Genomic DNA, 24,458 nt, shown 5'->3' on the forward strand with positions numbered 1-24,458 from the left:
CTATGGAGCAGGACCAAACAAAAGGTAAGGTTGGAATAAGAGAATATGTTGCAATTATTTTACTAACAGTTGGAGTAAAGTTATCCGATGATACACCTGCTATTTTAGTTGAGCATCTTAGAAATGCTTATTGGATGGCACCTCTGGTTATTGCAGTTTTCTTGTTCCTTCCTACGATACTACTACTAAAAGTTGTAGGTGCTTATGGGAACAAAAAGAATCTACACGATATCATTATACATTTATTTGGTAAATATTTAGGAAACTTTCTATCCTTATTTTTATTATCCGGTTTATTTACGTCTATAACAGTTGATTCTGGTATTTATGTAGATATCATTGGCACGATGTATTTTACGAATACACCTTCTGTAATGATTTATATTGTGTTAATAGGAGTTTGTGCATATGGTGCCAAAAAGGGAATACAGCACATAGGAACTGTGTCGTGGTTAGTTTTGTTTTACATCAAAGCAACGCTTATTTTGGCACTAATTTTAGCCTTGAGGAATAGTACTGTATCTTTCATGTTCCCTTTTTTCGGAACAGGACTTTTAGACATAGTTAAACAAAGTGTAACACATACTACTTTTTTTGCGGAATTTCTTTTTATAGCGCTTATTGCACCATTTTTAACTTCTGCCTCTGATTTTAAAAAAGGAACATTATTTGCTTTTGGAATAGTAGCCATAGAGATGAGTATATCTTTTATTGTTTTTTTGTGTCTATTTGACTATGAGCCTTTACAGACACTTAATTATCCGTATCATGAACTTATTCGCTTGATTAGTATAGGCTTTCTAACAAATATTGAAACCTTTTTCTTCCCGATATGGCTACTAGCTGCTTTTATTCGATTTTCTTTTTATTTATTTATCATTTCTTTGTTCTTTGGTGGAATCTTTAATATTAAAAAATTTGAAAACCTAACTCCAATTTTTGGGACATTAGCTGTTATTGTCGGATTGATTCCTGAAACCCCAACGTTTACTATCTATCAAATAAAAGATACATTAATTCACTTTCATAGCCTACTTTTTCTTTTCTTACCTTGTATTATGTGGGTAATTGCAAAATTCAAAGGAGATTTTAAAAATGAAAAGCCTACTAAATCTTCTTAAAATCTTACTTTTAGCAGGTATCTTTATCCCATTAACAGGATGTTGGGATCAAAATGAAATTGACAAAAGAGCATATGTAGTTGGAATAGGTATTGATAAAGCCGAGAAAGAAGGGAAACTTAAGATAACTTACTTGATTTCAAATCCTGAAGTTGCTTCTATCCAACAAGGAGGCTCTACTGATGAGCCTCCTCATGAGATTATTACATTTGAAGCTTCTAGTTTTATATCATCTAGAGATATGGCTAACTCAGTAATAGCTAAAACTATTACGTATGATATTTTGGATGTAATCATTGTATCTGAAGAGGTGGCAAGAGATAAGGATTTTATTAGGTATATATACGATGCTACTAAAGATCGTGAGATTCGTCGCGATACGAAGCTTGTTGTAACGAAAGAAAATGCAAGTAAATTTATTGAAAGAAACAAGCCTACCCTAGAAACAAGACTACATGAATATTTCGAATTAATACTTGAAAATACAAAAAATATAGGATTAACCCCTAGTTCAGAACTAAATGTTTTCTTCCGGATAACAGAAGCTGATGCTGATTTATTCCTTGCGATTTATGCAACAGCAGAACACGAAGAAGATCCACCACTTCGGGAAAATGAAGATGATATTCTAGCTGGTGAAATAAAAATACAAGGAAAAACTAATCCTTCTCAAATATTAGGCTCAGCTGTATTTAAAGAAGGGCAAATGATTGGAACATTGACAGGTGAAGAGACGCGTTTAGTGCAAGCATTAAATAAAACTATGCAAATGTCTAAGTTTTTTAGTTCAGTACCTGACCCTTTTATGGATCACACCCGAGTAGCAATTAGGGTAAAGGAAAAAGCTGATCCAACAATAAAAGTAGATGTTTCAAAACCAGCCCCTAAGATTGATGTAACAATACCACTAGAGGTCGAAGTTTTATCAGATCATAGTATGGTGAATTATGCAGAGCATAAGGATAAGAGGGATAAGCTCAAACAAGTAATTAAAGAGCGAATAGAAGAAAAATATAAAGAATTGGTCAAGAAAACTCAGGAAGAATTTAAAGCTCAACCTTTTGGCTTTTCCTTGTCTGCCCGGAGGCACTTTCTCACAATCCCTCAATGGGAAAATTATGATTGGTTTAACTCGTACCCGGAAGCTGAGGTTAATGTCAAAGTTGATATTACATTAGGTGAATTCGGAAGACAGACTGAATTGCCACGCCATGATAAGATAAGGGATTGATTATGAAAATTTTTATTTATGTAATGTTAATTATTATGATTTCATATACAGTTGGTGTTGCGAAGTCGTTGTGGAAAGATAATAAAATAGGAGCAATTGCTATATTTTTCTTAGCAATCGCAATAGTTGTTATGCCATTCTTTTCAATCCTGAAATGAATCAAAAAAGCAATACGTTCTCTTGCTTATTTTTCAATAGTACAAAATTAGTTTTTTCGTTATGGACAGACACATGTAGCCAATCTTTCTCATAACATTTAGTAATAGGCAAACGCCTAGAAGGTAGTGTTTTCATACATACACTACTAGTTATGTGGAGGTGAGCGCATGTCAGGACTTTTAGCAGCACTAGGTTATTTTGTAAAGGAACTAATTTTCTTAGTATCCTATGTAAAGAACAATGCTTTTCCTCAACCGTTGTCATCCTCCGAAGAAAGGAAATACTTACAGCTTCTAGCCGAGGGTGATGAGCAGGCACGAAATATTTTAATTGAACATAATTTACGTCTAGTCGCCCATATTGTAAAAAAGTTTGAGAATACAGGCGAAGATACGGAAGACCTCATCTCGATAGGGACAATCGGTTTAATTAAAGCTATTGAAAGCTACTCACAGGGAAAAGGAACAAAACTTGCAACATATGCTGCTAGATGTATTGAAAATGAAATATTGATGCATTTACGAGCACTGAAAAAGACAAAGAAGGATGTATCTTTGCACGACCCAATTGGTCAGGATAAAGAAGGAAACGAGATAAGCCTAATTGATGTATTAAAGTCTGAATCAGAGGATGTTATTGAAACGATTCAACTCAATATGGAACTTGAAAAGATAAAGGAATATATTGATGTTCTCGATGATCGTGAAAAAGAAGTAATTGTTGGCAGGTTTGGACTAGATTTAAAGAAAGAAAAAACACAACGCGAAATTGCAAAAGAGCTGGGCATCTCAAGAAGCTATGTTTCCAGAATTGAAAAGCGCGCCTTAATGAAAATGTTTCATGAGTTTTATCGAGCTGAAAAAGAAAAGCGCAGGACATAAGAAAAGCGCAAGCGCCTTGGTCAGCCCCGACAAGCGCTGGAACCCTGACGAGGAGGCTGTTGCCGCCGCAGGAGGGGTGAAGCGACCTCGAGGGGCTAGGCGCTGGAGCTAGACATCCTAGCTATGGTAAAATTTAATAGCCTTTCTAACTTAGATAAAGGGTGGATTGCCAGTTAAGCTATCCACCCTTTACATTTTTATAATTCAACACTAACCTCTGTTCCGATAATAATTCCAATTACGGCAGTTACTACAAGTCCCATAACAATTGTGAACATCTCACATCTACCTCCATATTAGAGATTGTTTTTCTTCTTATTTTTAATTTATCACTTATTAACGTTGAAAAACTTGTTCACTTTTGAACATTCTGTTAAGGAAAATTGACAAAATTAAGGCAAACTAAAAGAGCACCCCGAAAGGCACTCTTATGGAATTATTTATTTTTCTTTGAAAACAAAATTGTAAATAATAGAATATGCATCGATAGCATCCTTAACTCCTCCTATTTCTATTTTAGGTGGAATCTTTCTCCACAAATAGCCATGCAATTAAAATTAATTTTCTCATCATTTTAGTTACCACCTTTCATTTGGTTTGTTTTTAAATTAAAATGTACGATACATTGAGAACTGACGATCTTTCATTTCTTCAAGAAGTTTTTTAGTTCTTTGTTGATGTTCAATTTCTCTGATAGACATCTCACGTTTTGCTATTGATATGGTTATAAAGAATAAGTTAATGGTCATTATTAATTTCACCTCCTATAAGCGTTATCCCCTTTTTGCTTCTTAATAAGAGCGATACGTTAAATACTGGCGTTCCTTCATTTGCTCTATTCGTAAATTTGTTCTTTGCTGTTGCTCAACTTCTTCTATTGAACGTTCTTGTTTTGCTATTGAAATAGTTAAAAAGAATAAATTAATCGTCATGGTTTTTCACCTCCTACAAAATTGCTTTACCTCTTTACTACATGTGGTACACAGAAAATTGACGGTGTTTTTGTTCTTCGATTACTTTTGAAAGTTCATTTCGCTTTTGAATATGTTCGATTGTCATTTCTCGTTTATTTATTGAAATGGTTAAAAATAATAAATGCAAAGTCATGATTGGTCACCTCCTATAAGTTAATATTTTCATTCTTAAAAATGGGCACAAAAAACCACAGGCAGACTTCTCCTGTGGCAAAAGGGCATAATAAAGCCACAGGCAGACTATTCCACCTGTGGCATGATTAATAATTTTAATAAAGCATTAGAAATTATCCACCAATTTGGTCGAATAGAATTTTACATATGAAGTTTCATTTACTTTGCAAGCAAATCCTTTAATCATTTGATTCGACCTCCTTGTTACGTATTTTTTCCTACAAAGGTAATTATAACCAATTAAGCGGTATATGTAAACATATATTTCAAAAAAAATCCCTCTCAAGAAATTGAGAAGGATTTTTTACTGTTCATCTATTTCATTCATTTGTTTTTTATACTTCAATGCTGCCTTAAAGAATACAAAAGCAACGCTCAATAATACCAATGTAAATCCCATTAAGGCATATATCTGAAATGGTGCTCTCTCTTCAGGAATGATAACACCAATATATAAAAATGTACTTATCGCAAGTAGTATATATGCAAAATTTGTGTAGTCTGCAATCTTACTACGAAGGGTCTTTACATCTTTGTCATGATTCATAGAGCATCTCACCTATCATATTAGTAAACTACTATCTCATCATAACATAAGAAACTTCTAATATCTGAATGTAAATTTCACCAGTTTGATAATAGAAAGACATGCAATGGTAGAAGAACCTGCCTAATTCTATCATGTTCTGTAAGAACAATCACTCACACTATACTTACCCACTCATTTCTGGTTTTCTCTCTAAGTGGGCACGTTTCCTGTTTTTCTTACCCACTCATTCCTTGTTTCCTTCCTGAGTGGGTACATTTCCCGCCTTTCTTGCCCACTCATTCCTTGTTTCCTTCCTGAGTGGGTACGTTTTCAGCTATTCTTACCCACTCATTCTTAGTTTCCTTTCTGAGTGGGTACGTTTTCAGCTATTCTTACCCACTCATTTTTAGTTTCCTTTCTAAGTGGGTACGTTTTCAGCTATTCTTACCCACTCATTCCTGGATTCCTTCCTTAGTGGGTACGCTTCATGCTTTTCTTATCTTCTCGTTCTTGGTTTCCTTCCCGAATGGGCACGTTTCGCACTTTTCTTCCCCACTAAAAAAACCTTCCCGAATCGGAAGGTTTCTTCTTATTTTAACGCTTGTTCGATATCCTCTATTAGATCTTCAATATCCTCTAATCCCACTGAGATACGCACAAGACCATCTGTTATTCCTAACTCTTCTCTACGAGCTGGTGGAATTGAAGCATGCGTCATTTTTGCTGGGAGTGAAATTAAACTTTCAACAGCCCCCAGGCTTTCTGCTAATGTGAAATATTTTACTTTATTTAATAATTGGTCCGCTTTATCCTCACTCCCAACATCAAACGAAACCATACCACCAAAGCCTTTCGCTTGTTCTTTAGCGATACTATGATTAGGATGCGACTCAATTCCAGGATAATAAACCTTCTTTACCTGTGGATGTTTCTGCAAGTACTCAACAATTTTTAATGTGTTTTCTTCTACCTCTTCCATACGAATACCTAGTGTTCGTATACCACGAATTAGAAGCCAAGAATCCTGTGGTCCAAGTACTCCACCTGTAGAGTTTTGCACGAAATGTAGTTCTTCACCAAGCTCTTTAGTATTAACAACTACCAGTCCTGCAACTACATCGCTATGTCCACCAATATATTTTGTAGCACTATGAAGCACAATATCTGCCCCTAAAGATATAGGAGTTTGCCAATATGGTGTACTGAACGTATTATCAACGATTGTTAAAAGATTGTGTTTCTTAGCAATTAGAGAAGCGCCTTTGATGTCGGTTATTTTTAATAATGGGTTTGTTGGTGTTTCTATATAAATAGCGCGTGTATTGGAACGAATTTCTTTTTCAATGTTTTCTAAATTGCTAGTGTCAATAAAAGTAGAATCAATTCCTAAACGATTTAACACCTTAGTCATCACGCGATAAGTTCCACCATATACATCGTCTGTTAATAAAACATGATCCCCACTATTGAAAAGCATCATAACAGCCGTTATCGCTGCCATACCGGAACCAAAAGCAAACCCTCTTTCGCCTTCCTCAAGATCCTTTATTAACTCTTCAAGCGCATGTCTTGTTGGGTTACCTGTTCGTGAATATTCAAAGCCCTTGTGTCCACCAATACCTTCTTGTTTGTAGGTACTCACTTGATAGATAGGAGTTGTTACCGCTCCTGTATGAGGATCTCCACCAATACCACCGTGAATTAACTTTGTTTTGCGTTTCATTATCACATACCTCCTTCATAAATCTTTTTACTTAAGTACCGTTCACTGCTATCAGGGAAAATCGTGACGATATTTGTTCCCGGCTTTGCTTTTTCTGCTTCAATGAGTGCCGCATGCAATGCTGCACCAGAGGAGCTACCTACAAGCAGACCTTCGTTTTGAGCTAATTCTTTTACGCGAAGAAAAGCATCATCGTCTTTAATTGTATAAATAGCGTCAAAAAAAGAAGGATTCATGTATTCAGGAATAAATTCCATCCCAATCCCTTCTGTTCTATGAGAACCAACCTCTCCACCGTTTAAGATTGATCCTTCTGGTTCAACAATGACAGTCTTAATGGTATCCTTTTTTTCCTTTAAGAAACGTGAAGTTCCCATAAAAGTCCCGCCTGTTCCAGCACCAGCTACAAATATATCAATTTGTCCCTCTAACTGCTTCCACAACTCTGGACCTAAGGTTTTATAATACGTTTCTGGATTTACAGGATTTGCAAACTGCTGAGGGCAGTAGGCATTCGGGATTTCGCTTAAAAGCTCCTTCGCCTTTTTAATCGCACCACTCATCCCATCTTTTGTGGGAGTATGTACGACTACTGCACCTAATGCCTTCATCAAAGTTTGCTTTTCTATCGAAAACTTTTCCGGAACACATAATATGACGTTAATATTTCTGTTAATTGCTGCAAGTGCAAGTCCAATTCCCGTATTTCCAGCTGTTGGTTCGATGATTGTTCCACCCTCTGTCAGCTGTCCAGAATCTAGAGCATGCTGTAATAACTCAATACCTAGTCTGTCCTTTATGCTTCCACCTGGATTATAAAACTCAAGCTTTGCAAATAAGCGAACTTCTTCAGGTAATTTAAAATTTGTAATTTCAACTACCGGTGTGTTCCCTATTAGTTCATGGACACTTCCAAACACTTGCATACTACTTTCACTCCATTATAACGATGTTTTAATTTGTTCAACCATTTTTTCAACTAAGTGTGAAGAATTGATTGCTGCTGTCTCTAAAAACTGATCAAAAGATATATTTGATTCTTTACCTGCAATATCTGATAAAGCGCGAATGACTACAAATGGCACTCCAAATTGATGACATACTTGAGCAACAGCAGCTGCTTCCATTTCAACAGCATATAAGTCACCAAATTTTTCACTAACAAACGAAACTCGGACAGGATCGTTCATAAAAGAGTCTCCTGTTGCGATAAGACCTGTTACTACTTGTTTATCTGAGATACCTTCCGCACTCTTTTCAGCAAGCTCTACAAGCTTTCTATCTGCTTTGAAAGCTGCTGGTAAGCCTGGGACTTGACCATATTCGTAATTAAAGGCCGTTACATCGACGTCATGATGTCGAACGTCAGAAGAGATTACAATATCCCCAACGTTTAATGATTCCAAATGGCCACCAGCTGATCCAGTATTAATTACATAATCGGGTTTAAATTGTAACAGTAAGATTGTTGTTGAAATCGCAGCATTAACTTTTCCTATTCCTGACTTTAGTAAAACAACCTCTTGCCCATTTAGGGAACCTGTATAAAATACACTTCCTGCAATTGTTGTTTCTTGTTTATTTTCGATTTTTTCTCGTAGAATGGCTACTTCCTCGTCCATTGCTCCAATGATTGCTATTTTCATATGCATGTATCACCTTTCATACTAGTGTGTTTTATAGCCTCCATTACCCAGACAAAATGATTGAAACGTGTAAAAGACACTTTAAAGCCGTTCTTTTCGGCTATTTCTTTTAAAGTACCAATTGTTGTGTAGTACTCCGTTTCTAAATCTTTAGCTAAGTTTAGGAAACCTTTTTTTATTGCAGATTGCACTGTCATGTTATATGAGTTTTGATCCTCAAACATTGTATCCGCAAACACTATTTTACCACCTTTTTCAAGATACATGCCATATTGCATGAAAGCCTGGTCTTTTTCACTATCACTCAGGTGGTGAAATGCATACGTGCTAACAATCGTGTCAGCCTGTTTCTCAGGTTTATTGAACTCTAAGAAATCCCCATCTTCAAGCTTAATTGTATTATTCTTTAGCTTTTCTAAGGCTATTTCACGCATTGGCCTTGATGGTTCAACCCCAAACACAAACTTATTATTTAACAACAGTTTTTCTGTTAGATTTCCAGTTCCTACTCCAAATTCAAGTACAACCTGACCTGAACGTCTAACAACTTCATTAAGAATGTCATCATAACGTTCAAATACTTCTTTATACTCTTCATCGTGTCCGTTTACAGTTGAGTCATATGTATCTGCCCAACCTTCAAAGACATCAAGAAATTCACGTCCCATCTTATTCACACTCCATAAATTATATTATTCCTATCTGTATAGTATGAATTATAAAATGAACTGTTCTTAATTTATCATAGAACATTCATATAATCAATTAAAAAATGATGTTCTAAATACAAAACAGCACAGAGGAAATTCCTCTGTGCTGTACGTCTTTAATCGTCATCTTCTTCATCTGTATCTTGATTACTCTTTTTATAGGCTGGACTATCGTTTTCTTTTAATTCTTCAAGTTTCACAGGTTTCCATCCTTCGTTTGGCACCCATTCTAGATAAACTTTAAAGACTTGCTTACTTGTTTTAGAAGAAACGGTAGCGTGAATAGAATTATCTCCATTTCTACCTAACCACCAAACAATCATATCAGAGCGGTCTATTGCTGTTGCATAGCTGGCAGCTCTCTCCATTTCCTCACGATCGGCTGAGCCTTCATCATAAGAAATAACATGTGGTTCAGATTGTTCAGTTCCTATTGGTTGCCATGCAGGATTAACAATTGATTTTGAAATATTTGATTCTGCATCCCCATCCGTTACAACGGCATCCTCTGAGGATTCTGGTTCAAGTGTTTCCTCTTCTTCTATAGGCTCCTCAACTGGCTTCTCTTCTGTATCTGTTGAAGGAGTTTCTTTATCCTCGGGTTTTTCTGCCTCGGTCTCGGCAGGAGTTGAGCCTCCGTCTTCAGGCTTTTGATTCTCTGAAGAAACAGTTTCTTCTACTTTTTTATCACCAAAGATAAGTTTTCCACCAAAGAAAACAATTAAAACAATAACTAATACGATTAAAATATTTAAAACTCGATTTACTTTTCTTCTTTTGTTTCTTCTCTCAGAGCGAGGTCCTTCATATAGTTTGTCTAAATCATATCCCATTGTGTAACCTCCTAAAACAATGAATACTAGTTATACTATCTTCCTATTCTAGCATGTGTTTTAGTTTGGTTGAAGAATTTTCTTACAGCTTATTCATTTTTAGTACCATTTTCCTGTTCCAATTTATGGATACCATCTACATAATCATAAAAAACCTGGTTAGTTACTGAAGTTGCTCCAGGTTGCTCCAACTCAACAACAACTAAGGCGTACCTTGGATTTGAAAACGGAAAATATCCAGCAAACCATTTGTTAACCAGGGAAGTATTCCCTTGTTTTTTGCCAGTTTCAGCTGTCCCACTTTTACCTGCGACTTCATAAGGGAGAGATGAAAATTTTTGTCCTGACCCCGATGTTACAACCCCTCTCAGCAACTCTTGAAGTTTACTTGCTGTATATGATGCAATTTCTTTACCTTGCATATCTTGTTCAGGGAAAGAGAATAAAGTAGTTCCATTTTTATAAAGAACTTGATTCACTGTTTTCACCTGTTTTTTATCGCCGCCTCTAGCAATGGTTGCCATCATGTTGGCAATTGCAAGTGGTGTTACTCTTACATCTTTTTGACCAATTGCAGTTTGAGCGATTGCCTTTGGGACATTTTTATCTTTTTCATCCACCCAAACTCTGCCATTGAACTCATTAGGGAGTTGCTTAAAATCTTCAAACCGAAATACATCCCCATGCCACCCAACTGGACCTAATAAACCGAGCATTTCTGCATATTTTTCAATACTTCCTTTGTCCTGTTGCAATAGCTCCTGTGCTATCGTAGCAAAGGTATTATTACAGCTTTTTGCAAAGCTCTCATAAAAATTAAGCATTCCATGCTGATATTCAGCAGGCCCTTCTCCATATAAATCTAAATCACAATTAAAGCTTCGGTCATTATTAATTTGATTTTGTTCAATTGCCGCTGCTGCAACAACTGTTTTAAAAACAGAGCCTGGAAATTGAGGTACTATCATTTGGTTATCGGCTGAACCATCTTCAAAGGGATTAGAATAATTCATATCCGGTTTACTAACCATCGCCAATACATCATTCGTTTGTATATCTAATAAAACTAGTCCACCTTTTTTCATCTTATGATTATCAAGAACTTCTTCAGCTAATATCTGAAGGTCCTTATCTAAGGTAGTTTGTATTGCAACTGGATAAAACGGGTTAGCTGGGGCTGTATATTTCACATCAATACCAAACAGTGGTCCTCCATCCCCTGCAACATGATATAGAAGCTTTGCTTCACCTTCAGGTAATAAGAATTCATCAAAAGTTGATTGTAATCCAGTAATTCCAACTTTCGTATTTTTTGCAAGATAGTCTTTTTCTGGATAACGCTTTAAAAGTAGTTCTTCATTTTCTCTTATTAACCCAATCAAATGATCAGCTATTTTACTATCAAGTTCATATTGTCTGTAAACAGCAAACACACCAGGTATTTGTAACTCATTAATCTTATTCATTTGTGTTTCTGTTAATTCTATGGGTTTATCTCTACCTACTATAACAGGCTTTTTTGAATCGTTAAGCTGGCTTTCAAGTTCATGTGGAGCAACATTTATAATATTGGCTACCTCTTCTTTTGGCCAATCAGTATTTTTCAAAAAAGGAAATAGTACAAGCGACGGATAATACTCATGGGTTATCGCCTTTTTATTACGGTCAATAAACCTTCCTCTTCCTTGGTCAATGACAAGCTCTTGTGTTCTTTGGGAAACACTAGCCTTAAGTAAATTCACGTTTCGTTCTGTAAAAGACTCGGTACTTATTAACTGCAGCTGCATGAGTCTTCCCATTAAGCCCGTTAAAATAAGTAAAATAATTACCAGAATGGTTAATGCCCTTTTTTTAATCACCATAGAAAAAACACCTCGTCAACAGTTTCGACGAGGTGTTACGCGGTTTATACGTGCGGTTACGTATATTTTTTAATTAATCGATTTTTGTAATTTCTACAAACATTTCTCCACCAGGAGTTTGAACCGTTACTTTATCGCCTACTTGTTTACCGAGTAAGCTTTTAGCAATTGGAGAATCATTTGAAATTTTGCCTTCAAATGGATCTGCCTCAGCACTACCAACAATTGTATAAGTTTCTTCCTCACCATCAGGAAGTTCAATGAAAGTTACTGTTTTTCCTAACGAAACTTTTCCAGCACTTTCTGCATCTTCTTCAATAATTCTTGCATTGCGGATCATATTTTCAAGAGTAGTGATACGTCCTTCAACAAATGCTTGTTCCTCTTTTGCTGAATCATATTCAGAGTTCTCAGACAGGTCACCAAAACTTCTTGCAATTTTTATACGTTCAACTACTTCTTTACGTTTAACTGTTTTTAAGTGTTCTAATTCTTGTTCTAATTTTTCTTTACCTTCTTGTGTCATCGGAAATACTTTCTCTACTGCCATAATCCCTTCACTCCTTCAGTCGTTACAATCCCCCTGTGATTGCTCTATGATTTATATGTAGTACATGTAAGCCCTTTCTATGATAGCTTACAAATTTTTTCTATGTAAGGAAAGGAATGATAGTGGAACCACTATCATTCCTTTTCTCACTAATTTGTACTAGCATAACATTCTTTTTCTCTGTTATGTTATTACAAAATTACATTTTGTTCAAGAATTGTTTGTATCTTAGTAACCATTAAGTCAATTGCAACGTGATTTTGTCCGCCTTCAGGTATGATAATATCAGCATATCGCTTAGTTGGTTCAATGAATTGGTTATGCATTGGCCTTACAACCGTTTCATATTGTTCAATTACTGATTCTAAGGTACGTCCTCTGTCCTTAATATCTCGTAGCATTCTACGAATGATACGAATATCTGCATCTGTATCAACGTAAAGCTTTATGTCCATTAAGTCGCGAAGTCGTTCATCCTCTAAAACTAGAATACCTTCTAAAATAATAACGTCCTTTGGATCAACCTGAACTACATCAGAAGACCTTGTATGAAATTTATAGTCATAAACTGGTTTACTTATACATTGATAATCAAGAAGATCTTCAATGTGTTCAATTAACAAATCATTGTCAAATGCTAATGGATGGTCGTAGTTTGTGTTTAACCTTTCTTCAAAAGGCATATGACTTTGATCTTTGTAATATGAGTCTTGCTCAAGCATTAGAATGGAATGGCCTTTAAAATGTTCGTAAATCGCTTTTGAAACGCTTGTCTTACCAGACCCTGACCCTCCAGCAATGCCAATTACAATTGGCTTCTTGCTCATTTTAGTTCCCCTTTCGCATCATGTTGTTTGCATAAACAGGCTTATCCACTTTGAATGATACAATTTGGAGCGGATGCCTTGCTGCCTCTATTTCTTGACCGTCCTCATCCCAAATAATATCTATTGTTTGTGTAAAGTTTTCAATTTCTGGACCAAAGAATTCTACTTGGTCTCCCTTTTTGAAGAAATTACGCTGTTGTAGAGTTACAATTCCTGATTCACTATCATAGTCTAACACTAGTCCAGCAAAATCATAAGTTGTTTTTTTACTATGTGTACCGAACATTTGTTCGTTAACCCCTGGCACACCTTCAAAGAAAGCTGGAGCAGTATCACGATTTGCACATTTATCGAGTTCTTCAAGCCATTCATTTTTAATTACAAAATTATCTGGGTCTGCACAGTAAGCATCAATTACTTTTCGATATACACTTACAACAGTAGCGATATAGTGAATTGATTTCATTCTACCTTCGATTTTCAGGCTATCGATTCCAATTTCTATCATTCTAGGGATGGATTCAATGAGTTTCAAATCTTTTGGGCTCATTGCGAAAGGTGAATCTTCATCATCAAACAATGCAATTTCATTGTTTTTTTCATCTAATTGGAATAGATCATAATCCCATCTGCATGACTGGCAGCAGCCACCACGGTTTGAATCACGTGCGGTCATATGATTACTTAGTGTACATCTTCCAGAATAAGCTATACACATTGCCCCATGAATAAATGTTTCAATCTCAATATCCACTTTTTCTTTCATTTCTTGAATTTCTTCAGCGCTAGTTTCACGGGCCAAAACAACACGTTCAAGACCTTCTTCTTTCCAAAACTGGACTGCTTTCCAATTTGAGAGTGATTGCTGAGTACTTAGGTGAACTTCTAGCTTAGGAGCTACTCTTTTACAAGTTTCGATAATCAATGGGTCAGCAACAATAATCCCTGTTACACCTGCTTTTTCTAACTCTATTAAATATTCATCTAAGCCGTCCATGTTTTCATTATGAGCAAATATATTGGTGGTTACATAAATTTTCGCACCATATTTGTTTGCAAATTCAACACCTTCTGCCATTTCCTCATGCGTAAAGTTGTCAGCGTTTGAACGCAAGCCGTATTCCTGACCACCGATAAATACCGCATCTGCACCATAATGTACAGCAATTTTTAGTTTTTCTAAGTTCCCAGCCGGTGCGAGTAATTCTGGTTTTTTTACAATTACACGCTTACCATCGATAATTTTAGAAATTGGTTCTCTTACAACCGCTGATGTCATCATCGTATCCTCCTCTTATTACTAATAAACAGTTTCCTTGAAGAAGAATCCAGTGTCTAGTGATCGGTTTACTGGTTGTAGTTCTTCAAGCTGCTCTAATAACTCATCCTTGATATCTTCATATTCCCCACGATTTTCAACACACAAATCAATTGCTTTTCGATATATCTTAGTAACTTCAATCATATATTCTGGGGATTTTAAAACACCGTCAATTTTAAAACTATCAATCCCTGCATCAATCATTTCCTCTAGCTCATCGACAATACAAATATCGTTTGGACTCATAATATGAGTTCCATTTTCATCTTCAAATATTGGGTATTTGTTGTTTCGTTCCTTATCAAACAAGAACATATCTTTTTCTATCTTGCGATTTTCAATTTCCATTACCTTGCCCTGATATTCAAAATAGTTACCAATTAGTGACCGCTTTGACTGAAACATAGCAGTCATACCATGCACTTGTACTTCGATTTCAACTTCCGCATTTTCTTTTATTTCAACAATCGCATCCATATTTAATTCTCGAGCTAACACAGCCCGCTTTGCACCTTTACGACCCCAATAATTACATGTATACCAATTTGTTGCTGTGGTTTCTGTATTCCAATGAAGCTTCATGGAAGGTGCAACTTCACGAACTGTCATAAGGACGGCAGGATCACCAAAAATAATAGCATCTACATCATGGTCTTTTAAAAATGCTACATAATCCGATAGATCCTCTATTTTTTCGTTATGAAATAACGCATTCATAGCTACATAGATTTTAGCACCACTTTGGTGAGCAATTTCTACTGACTTTTTAATATCTTCTCTCGTGAATTCTCCAGCAAGACGTAGGCCAAATCTTTGCTCTCCAATAACAAATGCTGTAGCACCTGCTTTAATTAAAGGTTCTATATCTTCTACACGGGTAGGAGTTACTAGAAGTTCTGGTTTTTTCAACTTAAACACCTCTTTGTTTACTAATTGCTATACCATCGCCAACTGGCAGTATCGTTGTTTGATAATCAGGATGAGACATCAGCCACTCGTTATACATTTTAATTTTTGAAACTAAGCTGCGAGTCCGTTTACTTTCAATTTGATCCTCTGCAACGAGACCTTTAAACAATACATTATCTGTTACAATTAAACCACTGTTTGAAAGTGCTTTTTCATAAATGTCAAAAAAATGTCGATACTGACCTTTTGCAGCATCAATAAAAATGCAGTCATAAATACCTTTGGCTTTTACTATATCTGCAACCTCAAGTGCATCCCCAAAGATCACTTCAATCTGTGAATTAGTTCCAGTTTCATTAATGTATTGAATCGCTTTTTCAAACCGTTCCTGATCGCGTTCAATCGTTACTATTTTAGCATCAGGTAGTGCTTTCGCCATACGGATAGCAGAATATCCAATGGCTGTACCTATCTCTAGAATTCTTTTAGGCTGCGCAATTCGCAAAATTTGAAGCATGGTATCGATTCCAACAAGCTCCATTATAGGTATATTGTTTTCTATTGCGTACTGTTCTATTTCTACTATCTTTTGTTCCCTCGCTGGTATAAGGGCTTCTAGGTATTCTGTAAGCTTGTCTGATAACAAGAAAAAAACCTCCATTCAGTATGGTGGTAATGTAAGTGTAGGAAATTTTGGTTGTTAGTTTGTTAAAAGAAATTGTTCAATCCGACAATTTTCTAAAAGATTTTCAGTTTCCAACTCGATATATTTTACCATAAAGAATAAGGGAACGCTAATAGTAAAATTAGGTCCCCTTACTGTAAAATGATTTACATTTTCTATCACAAACATACCTGCGTACTAGTCTTGATTTGTAATATGCTCTGCCTTCTTCACATTATGCTCATCCAACGTTTCAGAATAAAGCACTTCGCCTTCAGGAGTTGCAAGGAAATACAGATAATTAGTCTCAGTTGGATTGAGGGCTGCAGATATTGAAACTTCACCAGCATTCGCAATCGGTCCAGGTGTTAACCCTTTAATCTTATAAGTATTGAAAGGATGGTTAACCTCTAGGTCTTCATATAGTACTCGATCTTGATGTTCTCCAAGTGCATATAAAACGGTTGGATCGGTTTGTAATGGCATATCAATCTTAAGTCGGTTATAAAAAACACTCGAGATTAGCTCACGATCTGTCTGAGCCGTTGCTTCTTCTTCAATTAATGATGCCATCGTTAATAGTTTATGAGGTGTATTAATAATTTCATTTTCATCCATTACACCTTGGTATTTTGCTAGAATTTTCTCTGTTTGTGAAAGCATTGTTTCGACAATTAATTCGATAGACGGCTTTTCCTCATAGAATGGATAAGTAGCTGGGAAAAGATAGCCTTCAAGCGGATGTTTTATATCTTCATGAAGAATCTCAGTTGTTAAAATACCTGGATATTTGCCCATCAAGGTTTCGATATAAGCGGGGTCATCTACCTTCTTCATAATATCTTCCGATGTATGACCAGTTTTCTCAGCAATAATAATAGCAATTTGTTCTAATTGCTTTCCTTCTGGAATAGTTAATTTAAATGCTGCCTCACCCATTAATATACCTGACTTTAAGCTTGTTATTATTTCATCAAACGTCATGGAAGGAGTGAAAGTATAATCTCCCGCCTGAAAACCAGATTCATTTTTAAATTTAGTATAATAACGAAATACTTTAGCATTTTTAACAATACCGTTTTCTTCTAAAATTCTTGCAATCGCTGTTGGTGATGAGCCAATCGGAATAGTAACCTCAACCTTTTCATTGCTTGTTGAGTCTACTGGCTCTAAAGCTGATTTAATATATAAATAACCTCCACCAACGACTCCGGAAATAGCTAATAAAATTATGATAAATGCGACTAACACTATTTTACGTATCATTTTTGCCTCTCTATGTCGTTCTAGAAGTTTTTCTTTATACAATTTCTGGTTAGATTCTTTATCTGACATGTAATTTTAAATCCTCCCCTCACTCGAAATATTATACTACATTTTTTTATCAATTTCGTCAATTATAGGAAGAATTCACTATTTTTTTTGCTGGATTTTGCCTTGTTTAATAATTTTGAGTAAATTGATGTGTACCTATAAATGTTTTGACTACTTTGTACTTTGTTATTTTGCATCACCGCCTTGCGGTATACGCCTCACTCTTTTTTTATTATCATGTCCTCAACACGCTCAAAGCTTTCACAAACACAAAAAAGGACTAATCAATTATCTACAATAGACAACCAATTAGTCCCTAATAATCTAGAATCTTATTCTTCTTCCTCTTCATCTAAGAAAGTGTTAAGCATTTCTTCGATTAAATCCCATTCTTCTTCTGTTTCGATTGGTTGAAGTTCACCGTCTTCTCCGTCTTCTGAAGGATTGAAGCTTGAAGCATGAATCTCGATTTCTTCATCATCGTTTTCATCGCTTCCTAATGGGTAATATAACACATATGACTTACCAAACTCTTCAGATTCAAACGTGAATAATACTTCACAAAGTTGTTCATTTCCTTGCTCATCAACTACTGTTATTTGCTTTTCACCATGTTCCATTCATTACACCTCTTTAGTTTTTACTATCTAAATATCCTTGGAGAATCATGACTGCAGCCATCTTATCGATAACCTGTTTTCTTTTTTTGCGACTAACATCAGCTGATAAAAGTACTCTTTCTGCTGCTACAGTTGATAGACGCTCGTCCCATAAAACAACAGGCAATCCGAATCTCTCTGTAACCATTTGAGCGAAGTATTGGCTAGCCTCACCTCTTGGTCCAATTGTACCATTCATATTCTTTGGAAGACCAATAACTACTGAGTCAACTTCGAACTGAGCAATTAGTTCACCAAGCCGATCTAGCCCAAACTGCTGTCGCTCTTCATTAATTTTAATTGTTTCGATTCCTTGAGCTGTCCAGCCCATTTCATCGGAGACAGCTACACCGATTGTTTTAGAACCGACGTCTAATCCAAGAACCCTCATTTAGTTTACCCCTCACGATGGATCTTTAAATACGATTTCACTAACTCCTCGATTATTTCATCTCGTTCAAGCTTGCGGATAATATTCCTTGCGTCTCTATGACGAGGAATGTATGCAGGGTCACCAGATAATAAATACCCAACAATTTGGTTAATTGGATTATATCCTTTTTCTTGAAGAGCATCATAGACTGTAAATAATACTTCATTCACATTTGTTTCAACTGGTTCTTCAGGAAAATTAAATTTCATTGTTTTATCAAATGAGCTCAAAGTTATTGCACCTCACTCTCAGATTCTGTTGTATGAATCTGTGCATGTAAATCTTACCATTCATTGTACACCAATCACAACGAAATATAAACTATTTATAAAATGTACAATAGTAAGGATTCACTTTATAGGACTTAATCCTTACATTATTCACCAACAACCGTGTAGTTTAGTCAACTTGATTACTTTGGCTTAATTAGTATGCTACCACAATAACCAGTTGAAGTTGACCTACACGCTTACGTTTTCTTATATTGATTGTACCCACTCTTCTACAAAACGGAGTGCTTCTTCTAACTGCTCTGGATTTTTACCTCCAGCTTGTGCCATATCTGGACGACCACCGCCGCCACCGCCACAACGAGTTGCAACCTCTTTAATAAGCTTTCCAGCATGGAAGCCTTTATCAATTAAATCCTTTGTAACACCAGCAGTTATATTAACCTTATCATCATTTACAGATCCAAGTACGATTACAGCAGAGCCCAGCTTTTGTTTTAAGTCATCAACCATAGCCCTTAAATTGTTCATATCTTGTGCATTTACCTTGCTATACAATACGGTTGTTCCGTTAATTTCCTTAGCTTTATCCACTAAACTGCCTGCTTCAATATTCCCTAGTTTTGCAGATAATGACTCGTTTTCGCGACCAAGCGTACGAATTTCTCCAAGTAGTGCTTCAATACGGTTCGGTACCTCTGCAGGCTTCGTTTTGAGTACCCCTGCTGCTTCTTGCAATAATTTCACTTGGTCGTTAATCACATGGTATGCAGCTTTACCAGTAACTGCCTCAATACGGCGAGTACCAGCCCCAATACCTGATTCAGAAATGATCTTAAATAGTCCAATTGTTGATGTATTCGGTACATGGCAGCCTCCACAAAGTTCTAGACTGTAGTCACCAACCTGAACAACTCGAACAATTTCACCATATTTTTCACCGAATAAAGCCATTGCTCCCATTGCTTTAGCTTCGTTTAAAGATTTATAGTTAATTTCTACCGGAATACTGCTCCATATCTTTTCGTTAACAATTGATTCAATTTGATCGAGCTCTTCTTGTTTGATTTGACCAAAATGAGAGAAGTCAAAACGCAGGCGATTAGCCGTTACGAGTGACCCGGCCTGGTTAACATGTTCGCCTAATACATCCTTTAATGCCTGGTGTAATAAATGAGTTGCAGTATGGTTTTTTATTACTCCACTTCGGTTTTCTTTATTAATTGTTACATTGAATTGGTCTCCTTTAGAGATACTACCCTTTTCAACGACAACTCTATGAAGGTTTTGTCCATTTGGTGCTTTTTGAACATCCTTTACTTGAATAGTTGAAGATTCATTTTTCATGGTTCCTTCATCAGCTACTTGACCACCACTTTCAGCATAAAAAGGTGTCTTATCAAGGATTACCTGAACTTCTTCTCCTTGACTAACAGTGTCAACCAGTTCACCGTTCTTTACAATTGCAAGAATCGTTGAGCTTGCTTCAAGCTGGTCATACCCAATAAATTCACTCTCTACTATAATCTCGCCAAGTACACCACTTTGCACTTGCATGGAATCCACATCTTGTCGTGCTGATCTAGCTCTTTCACGCTGGTTCTCCATTTCGCGCTCAAAGCCTTCATGGTCAATTTTCATGCCTTCCTCTTCTGCATACTCCTCTGTAAGTTCAACAGGGAAACCGTAGGTATCATATAATCTGAAAACATCTTGACCAGAGATTGTATCATTGCCTTTTTCTTTTTCCTTTTGGATAACAGTAGATAAAATAGCTAATCCATCATGTAATGTTTCATGGAAACGCTCTTCTTCTGTTTTAATTACCTTTTGAATGAAGTCAGTTTTACTTTTCACTTCTGGATAGAAATCTACCATAATTTCTCCAACAACTGGTACTAATTCGTACATGAAAGGTCTGTTTATGGAGATTTGCTTTGCATAACGAACTGCTCTTCTTAATAATCGTCTTAACACATATCCTCTTCCTTCATTAGAAGGTAATGCGCCATCACCAACTGCAAAAGTAACCGTTCTAATGTGGTCCGCAATTACTTTAAAAGCAACATCTTTTTCTTTATCTTGACCATATTTTGCACCAGAAATGGACTCAGTTGCTTCAATAATCGGCATAAATAAATCTGTATCAAAGTTAGTTGGGACGTTTTGAATGACAGATACCATTCTTTCAAGGCCCATACCTGTATCAATATTCTTTTTAGGAAGTGGAGTATAAGTTCCATCAGGATTATGGTTAAATTGCGAGAAAACCAAGTTCCAAATTTCAAGGTAACGCTCATTTTCTCCACCTGGATATAGCTCAGGATCGTTCGGATCATTCCCAAATTCTTCGCCACGATCATAGAAAATTTCAGTATTAGGACCACTTGGACCTTCACCGATATCCCAGAAGTTACCTTCTAGTCTTATGATACGTTCTTCTGGAATACCCACTTTTTTATTCCAAAGTTCGAATGCTTCATCGTCCTCTGGATGAATGGTAACAGAAAGTAATTCAGGATCGAACCCAATCCAGTCTTTACTAGTTAAGAATTCCCATGCCCATAGAATAGATTCTTCTTTGAAATAGTCACCAATTGAAAAGTTCCCTAGCATTTCAAAGAACGTATGATGACGAGCTGTCTTACCCACATTTTCAATATCATTCGTACGAATAGACTTTTGTGCATTACAGATTCTTGGGTTAGCTGGTATTACACGTCCATCAAAGTACTTTTTTAATGTTGCTACACCACTATTGATCCACAGTAGTGATGGATCCTCGTGTGGAACGAGTGAAGCACTTGGCTCAACCGCATGCCCTTTCTCCTTAAAAAAGTCTAAAAACATTTGTCTTACTTGTGCAGATGTTAATTGTTTCATGAATATACCTCCCTATTTAATATCCATTTTAGGCATAAAAAAATACTCTAATCCCTGTAACAGGGACGAGAGTATCTCGCGGTACCACCCTGATTATGAACAAATAAATAACGCCTTTGCGTATTTGCTTAACTTTATTCATTGGGGAACGAATCCCAAATCAACAAAGCTAATTGTTCATCACCTTCGTAAATGATAACGGTATGCACCGGTAGGATTTGCCTACACTCAGGATTAGCGTTCAGTTACCCTTCACCTAGAATTTCTTTCAGCCTTGGAAATTCCTCTCTGATTGATGGTCTGTAACTTACTGGTTCCTTCATTGTTTTTACTATGTAATTGAGTGACATTAATTTAAAAAAGTTAATATTAACTTTCCAGGGATTGCACTAGTCACACATTCTTTTTTCATTTCTTGGCAGATAGGAAATAATAAAATTCTTTCTAATCTGCATAAGTACAACTACGGCTCTGCTGTCGCCTAAAGGCTCGGCAATCGCCGAGTTTTCTAATCAATTATATTCAAGTCAAAAATGTTTGTCAATGCTACAAGAAAAGCTTGATGAAATATGGGCTTAAACACTAATTAAGTTGGCGTAAAATGCTGTTTTGCATGGATAATAAAGACTTTAAGAATTGCTACAATAGGCACAGCTGTTATAAGCCCAATTACTCCTCCCACTTCTCCTCCTAAGAGTAAAGCAGCAATAATAACAATTGGATGCATATGAAGACTCTTCCCTACAATTAAAGGGGATAATAAATTCCCTTCTGTGAATTGAAGGATAAATATAATAATTACCACGATTAAAAGCATATTTACTGAGACAGTTGCTGCTATAATTGCAGCTGGGATAGCGCCAATAATAGGTCCGAAATACGGTATGATATTAGTTACACCTACAATACTTCCTAAAAGTAAGGGATACGGCATACCACAAATCCAAAATGCAATTGTTGCAATAGTCCCTATTAACAATCCTACTAGTAATTGCCCTCTAATATAGTTTCCAAGTGATTCATCGACATCTTTTAGAAATAATTGACCCGCCTTCCGAAGTTTCCTGGGTGTTATATACCATATAGCTTTAACCATTTGGTCATAGTCTTTTAACATATAAAACACGATAAACGGAATAATGGCAAATAAAAAGATTGAATTAACAAAAGCTTTTACTATTAAAAGTGTCTTTGCTAATAATGAGTCAACATAGCTTTCCACTGAGTAGAATAGTTCATCTAATTGACCATGCATGAAAGCTGGTAAATTTGAAGTACGTGATTCAAACTCAGTTAACCAATTTTGATAAGTTTCATAAAATTGAGGAAAGCTCTCTGCTAAATCTTTAAGTTGTTCAATTATTACTGGGATTCCTTTATAAAGCCCAAAACCTAATCCGCCAAAAAACAATAAATAAATGAGTAATATGGCAATCGAGCGAGGAATGCCTCTATGATGGATCTTTTCAATAAGCGGATGCAATAGGTAGGTAATAAAAATAGAAATTACGAAAGGAATTAAAAATGTTTTTACTATTGTCAGAATTGGTAACCATATAGTTCCAAGCTTTAAAAAGACATATAGTGTCAGAAAAATTAGTAACACCAAAGAAAATCGCAATATCCACTTAAGCTGAAATTCCTTCATTCTCACACCCCCTTATTTTATTGTTAGGAGTACAGTATGTTTTATACAGAAATGCCTAATATGTATGAATTTGTATAAAAAATAGTGGATTAACACCTATGATGTCACCGGCAGCTACAAGGCATTGACAGTCATTATCAGTTAGTAATTGTTATGTTATGCTTTTGTGTATTCACTTTCTTCAACTCAAAAAACCCCACAAAAGTGGGGTTTTCCTTTAAAATATTGCCTTTGTAATTCGCTTACGCATTTTTTTCATATTACGTCCAGACATTACATTTGTTTTTTGCATCATACCGTACGCTGCTGCACCTAAACCCATTGAAATTAGAGAAGTCATTGCTCGATTCATAGTGAACTTCACCCCTCGATTAGGATTACATACTGATTCGCCTGTCATCTTCAGCAAAAAGATCATCTAACGAACTGAGCGTGCCATCTTCCTCTACCTGATGCGTGAATATTTGTCCTTTTGTTACCGATAGCTCAATAAAACAACCCCAGCAATAATACTGGTTCACACCAATTTTACCGATATCCTTGCTTTTACAATTTGGGCACTTCACAGGTGTACACCTCACATCATGGATTCTTATCAGTTTTGCCTTTGCGTTTTTCTGTGCCCAGATCTTTTATCAGGATTGTTCTATTTTTCTTGATAATCCGTGGCAATCGTCAGAGGCTTTAAACATCAACGACGATGACATCTTCCCCTATTGTTAACGGCTGGGTTGATTTAACAACCTTTTTTCCTTCCGTTATATCTGCAAAGAAGCCATCCGTTACTTCATACCCTATAATAGTGCCCAATTCCTCGGTAAAATATACATCTTCTAACAGGCCTAATTTTTCACCTTCAGAAGATAACATTGGTTTTCTAAATAATCCATGATGAGAGTGTAAAAAGTAAGTTGGAATTTCAGCCTCATTATCGAGACGCTGAAGCTGTTCTCGATTTGAAACCATAACCCCATCATCACCAAATGAGGATATGCATTCAATTGGAACTAATCGATCTCTCTCAAAAAGTCCCATACCTTTCATTATTAACGCACTAACCTTACCATCAGATGTTATGCATATATCTGAAACTTTGCCTAGCACTTTACCAGCTTTTTCATCATAAACAGGTAAGTCCTTGAGTAGTGTAAATGTCCGCAAAGATATCTCCACCTCT

General features: G+C 36.1%; 28 protein-coding genes and 1 other annotated feature. Of the genes, 4 read left to right on the plus strand and 24 right to left on the minus strand.

The features are described 5' to 3' along the window. Nucleotides 1-2: 2 nt before the first annotated feature. The 4 genes from AB3M96_RS02950 (at nt 3) to sigK (ending at nt 3,392) form a co-directional block, all read left to right on the plus strand. A complete protein-coding gene (locus tag AB3M96_RS02950; protein WP_412966074.1) occupies nt 3-1,121 on the plus strand; it encodes a GerAB/ArcD/ProY family transporter in 1,119 nt (372 codons plus the stop codon). Further along, nucleotides 1,096-2,352, plus strand: coding sequence for a Ger(x)C family spore germination protein (locus AB3M96_RS02955; RefSeq protein WP_412966075.1), 1,257 nt, complete (start codon nt 1,096-1,098; stop codon nt 2,350-2,352). The genes AB3M96_RS02950 and AB3M96_RS02955 overlap by 26 nt, the downstream gene beginning before the upstream one ends. Nucleotides 2,353-2,354: 2 nt before the next feature. Further along, entirely contained in the window at nt 2,355-2,510 is a 156-nt protein-coding gene (locus tag AB3M96_RS02960) for a hypothetical protein (RefSeq protein WP_412966076.1), read from the plus strand. A gap of 168 nt (nt 2,511-2,678) precedes the next feature. Next, nucleotides 2,679-3,392 (plus strand): RNA polymerase sporulation sigma factor SigK, encoded by a 714-nt coding sequence (gene sigK, locus AB3M96_RS02965; protein ID WP_412966077.1) that lies wholly within the window; start codon nt 2,679-2,681, stop codon nt 3,390-3,392. A gap of 608 nt (nt 3,393-4,000) precedes the next feature. Here the strand turns inward: sigK and AB3M96_RS02970 are convergent. The 24 genes from AB3M96_RS02970 to AB3M96_RS03085 all read right to left on the minus strand — a co-directional run bounded on the left by AB3M96_RS02970 (nt 4,001) and on the right by AB3M96_RS03085 (nt 24,442). Next, a complete protein-coding gene (locus AB3M96_RS02970) occupies nt 4,001-4,141 on the minus strand; it encodes a YrzI family small protein (RefSeq protein ID WP_412966078.1) in 141 nt (46 codons plus the stop codon). Nucleotides 4,142-4,183: 42 nt separating this feature from the next. Beyond that, nucleotides 4,184-4,324, minus strand: coding sequence for a YrzI family small protein (locus tag AB3M96_RS02975; protein WP_412966079.1), 141 nt, complete (start codon nt 4,322-4,324; stop codon nt 4,184-4,186). A 37-nt stretch (nt 4,325-4,361) separates the two neighbouring features. Continuing rightward, entirely contained in the window at nt 4,362-4,499 is a 138-nt protein-coding gene (locus AB3M96_RS02980) for a YrzI family small protein (RefSeq protein WP_412966080.1), read from the minus strand. Between the two features lie 345 nt (nt 4,500-4,844). Continuing rightward, nucleotides 4,845-5,087 carry a YrhC family protein gene (locus AB3M96_RS02985; RefSeq protein WP_412966081.1) on the minus strand — a complete coding sequence of 81 codons (243 nt, stop codon included), beginning with the start codon at nt 5,085-5,087 and terminating at the stop codon, nt 4,845-4,847. Nucleotides 5,088-5,658: 571 nt separating this feature from the next. Further along, nucleotides 5,659-6,792, minus strand: a complete 1,134-nt coding sequence (locus AB3M96_RS02990) for a bifunctional cystathionine gamma-lyase/homocysteine desulfhydrase (protein ID WP_412966082.1) — start codon at nt 6,790-6,792, stop codon at nt 5,659-5,661. A 2-nt stretch (nt 6,793-6,794) separates the two neighbouring features. Beyond that, complete coding sequence (locus AB3M96_RS02995) at nt 6,795-7,718, minus strand: PLP-dependent cysteine synthase family protein (protein WP_412966083.1); 924 nt, start codon at nt 7,716-7,718, stop codon at nt 6,795-6,797. A 15-nt stretch (nt 7,719-7,733) separates the two neighbouring features. Next, nucleotides 7,734-8,438 (minus strand): 5'-methylthioadenosine/S-adenosylhomocysteine nucleosidase, encoded by a 705-nt coding sequence (gene mtnN, locus AB3M96_RS03000; protein WP_412966084.1) that lies wholly within the window; start codon nt 8,436-8,438, stop codon nt 7,734-7,736. Beyond that, a complete protein-coding gene (locus tag AB3M96_RS03005; RefSeq protein WP_412966085.1) occupies nt 8,435-9,106 on the minus strand; it encodes a class I SAM-dependent DNA methyltransferase in 672 nt (223 codons plus the stop codon). Before AB3M96_RS03005 ends, mtnN begins: the two co-directional genes overlap by 4 nt. A gap of 158 nt (nt 9,107-9,264) precedes the next feature. Further along, the gene (locus AB3M96_RS03010) at nt 9,265-9,981 is read right to left on the minus strand and encodes a YrrS family protein (protein WP_412966086.1); all 717 of its coding nucleotides are present in this window, start codon (nt 9,979-9,981) and stop codon (nt 9,265-9,267) included. An 89-nt stretch (nt 9,982-10,070) separates the two neighbouring features. Then, complete coding sequence (locus tag AB3M96_RS03015) at nt 10,071-11,843, minus strand: peptidoglycan D,D-transpeptidase FtsI family protein (protein WP_412966087.1); 1,773 nt, start codon at nt 11,841-11,843, stop codon at nt 10,071-10,073. Between the two features lie 73 nt (nt 11,844-11,916). Continuing rightward, nucleotides 11,917-12,393, minus strand: a complete 477-nt coding sequence (gene greA, locus AB3M96_RS03020; RefSeq protein ID WP_412966088.1) for a transcription elongation factor GreA — start codon at nt 12,391-12,393, stop codon at nt 11,917-11,919. A 191-nt stretch (nt 12,394-12,584) separates the two neighbouring features. Continuing rightward, nucleotides 12,585-13,220, minus strand: a complete 636-nt coding sequence (gene udk / locus AB3M96_RS03025) for a uridine kinase (RefSeq protein WP_412966089.1) — start codon at nt 13,218-13,220, stop codon at nt 12,585-12,587. A 1-nt stretch (nt 13,221) separates the two neighbouring features. Continuing rightward, a complete protein-coding gene (locus AB3M96_RS03030; protein WP_412966090.1) occupies nt 13,222-14,499 on the minus strand; it encodes a peptidase U32 family protein in 1,278 nt (425 codons plus the stop codon). 21 nt (nt 14,500-14,520) lie between these two features. Further along, nucleotides 14,521-15,450, minus strand: coding sequence for a peptidase U32 family protein (locus tag AB3M96_RS03035; protein ID WP_412966091.1), 930 nt, complete (start codon nt 15,448-15,450; stop codon nt 14,521-14,523). Between the two features lies 1 nt (nt 15,451). Then, nucleotides 15,452-16,096: an O-methyltransferase gene (locus AB3M96_RS03040; RefSeq protein WP_412966092.1), complete on the minus strand. Its 645-nt coding sequence runs from the start codon at nt 16,094-16,096 to the stop codon at nt 15,452-15,454. 216 nt (nt 16,097-16,312) lie between these two features. Then, nucleotides 16,313-17,449 (minus strand): endolytic transglycosylase MltG, encoded by a 1,137-nt coding sequence (gene mltG, locus AB3M96_RS03045; protein ID WP_412966093.1) that lies wholly within the window; start codon nt 17,447-17,449, stop codon nt 16,313-16,315. A gap of 311 nt (nt 17,450-17,760) precedes the next feature. Beyond that, nucleotides 17,761-18,048, minus strand: coding sequence for a DUF1292 domain-containing protein (locus tag AB3M96_RS03050; RefSeq protein ID WP_412966094.1), 288 nt, complete (start codon nt 18,046-18,048; stop codon nt 17,761-17,763). A 13-nt stretch (nt 18,049-18,061) separates the two neighbouring features. After that, the gene (gene ruvX, locus AB3M96_RS03055; protein ID WP_412966095.1) at nt 18,062-18,478 is read right to left on the minus strand and encodes a Holliday junction resolvase RuvX; all 417 of its coding nucleotides are present in this window, start codon (nt 18,476-18,478) and stop codon (nt 18,062-18,064) included. A gap of 5 nt (nt 18,479-18,483) precedes the next feature. Continuing rightward, nucleotides 18,484-18,750 (minus strand): IreB family regulatory phosphoprotein, encoded by a 267-nt coding sequence (locus AB3M96_RS03060; protein ID WP_412966096.1) that lies wholly within the window; start codon nt 18,748-18,750, stop codon nt 18,484-18,486. A gap of 249 nt (nt 18,751-18,999) precedes the next feature. Next, on the minus strand, nt 19,000-21,633 hold the full coding sequence (alaS, locus tag AB3M96_RS03065; RefSeq protein WP_412966097.1) for an alanine--tRNA ligase: 2,634 nt from the start codon (nt 21,631-21,633) through the stop codon (nt 19,000-19,002). 58 nt (nt 21,634-21,691) lie between these two features. Further along, nucleotides 21,692-21,965, minus strand: a binding site (T-box leader). Nucleotides 21,966-22,219: 254 nt separating this feature from the next. Beyond that, on the minus strand, nt 22,220-23,281 hold the full coding sequence (locus AB3M96_RS03070) for an AI-2E family transporter (RefSeq protein ID WP_412966098.1): 1,062 nt from the start codon (nt 23,279-23,281) through the stop codon (nt 22,220-22,222). A gap of 217 nt (nt 23,282-23,498) precedes the next feature. Continuing rightward, nucleotides 23,499-23,633, minus strand: a complete 135-nt coding sequence (locus tag AB3M96_RS03075) for a YrzQ family protein (RefSeq protein WP_412966099.1) — start codon at nt 23,631-23,633, stop codon at nt 23,499-23,501. A 25-nt stretch (nt 23,634-23,658) separates the two neighbouring features. After that, entirely contained in the window at nt 23,659-23,847 is a 189-nt protein-coding gene (locus tag AB3M96_RS03080; protein ID WP_412966100.1) for a hypothetical protein, read from the minus strand. A 118-nt stretch (nt 23,848-23,965) separates the two neighbouring features. Next, complete coding sequence (locus tag AB3M96_RS03085; protein WP_412966101.1) at nt 23,966-24,442, minus strand: PRC-barrel domain-containing protein; 477 nt, start codon at nt 24,440-24,442, stop codon at nt 23,966-23,968. Between the last annotated feature and the right edge of the window lie 16 nt (nt 24,443-24,458).

Origin of the sequence: Ferdinandcohnia jepli (genome assembly GCF_047246645.1) — a bacterium.
Lineage (GTDB): Bacteria > Bacillota > Bacilli > Bacillales > Bacillaceae_L > Ferdinandcohnia.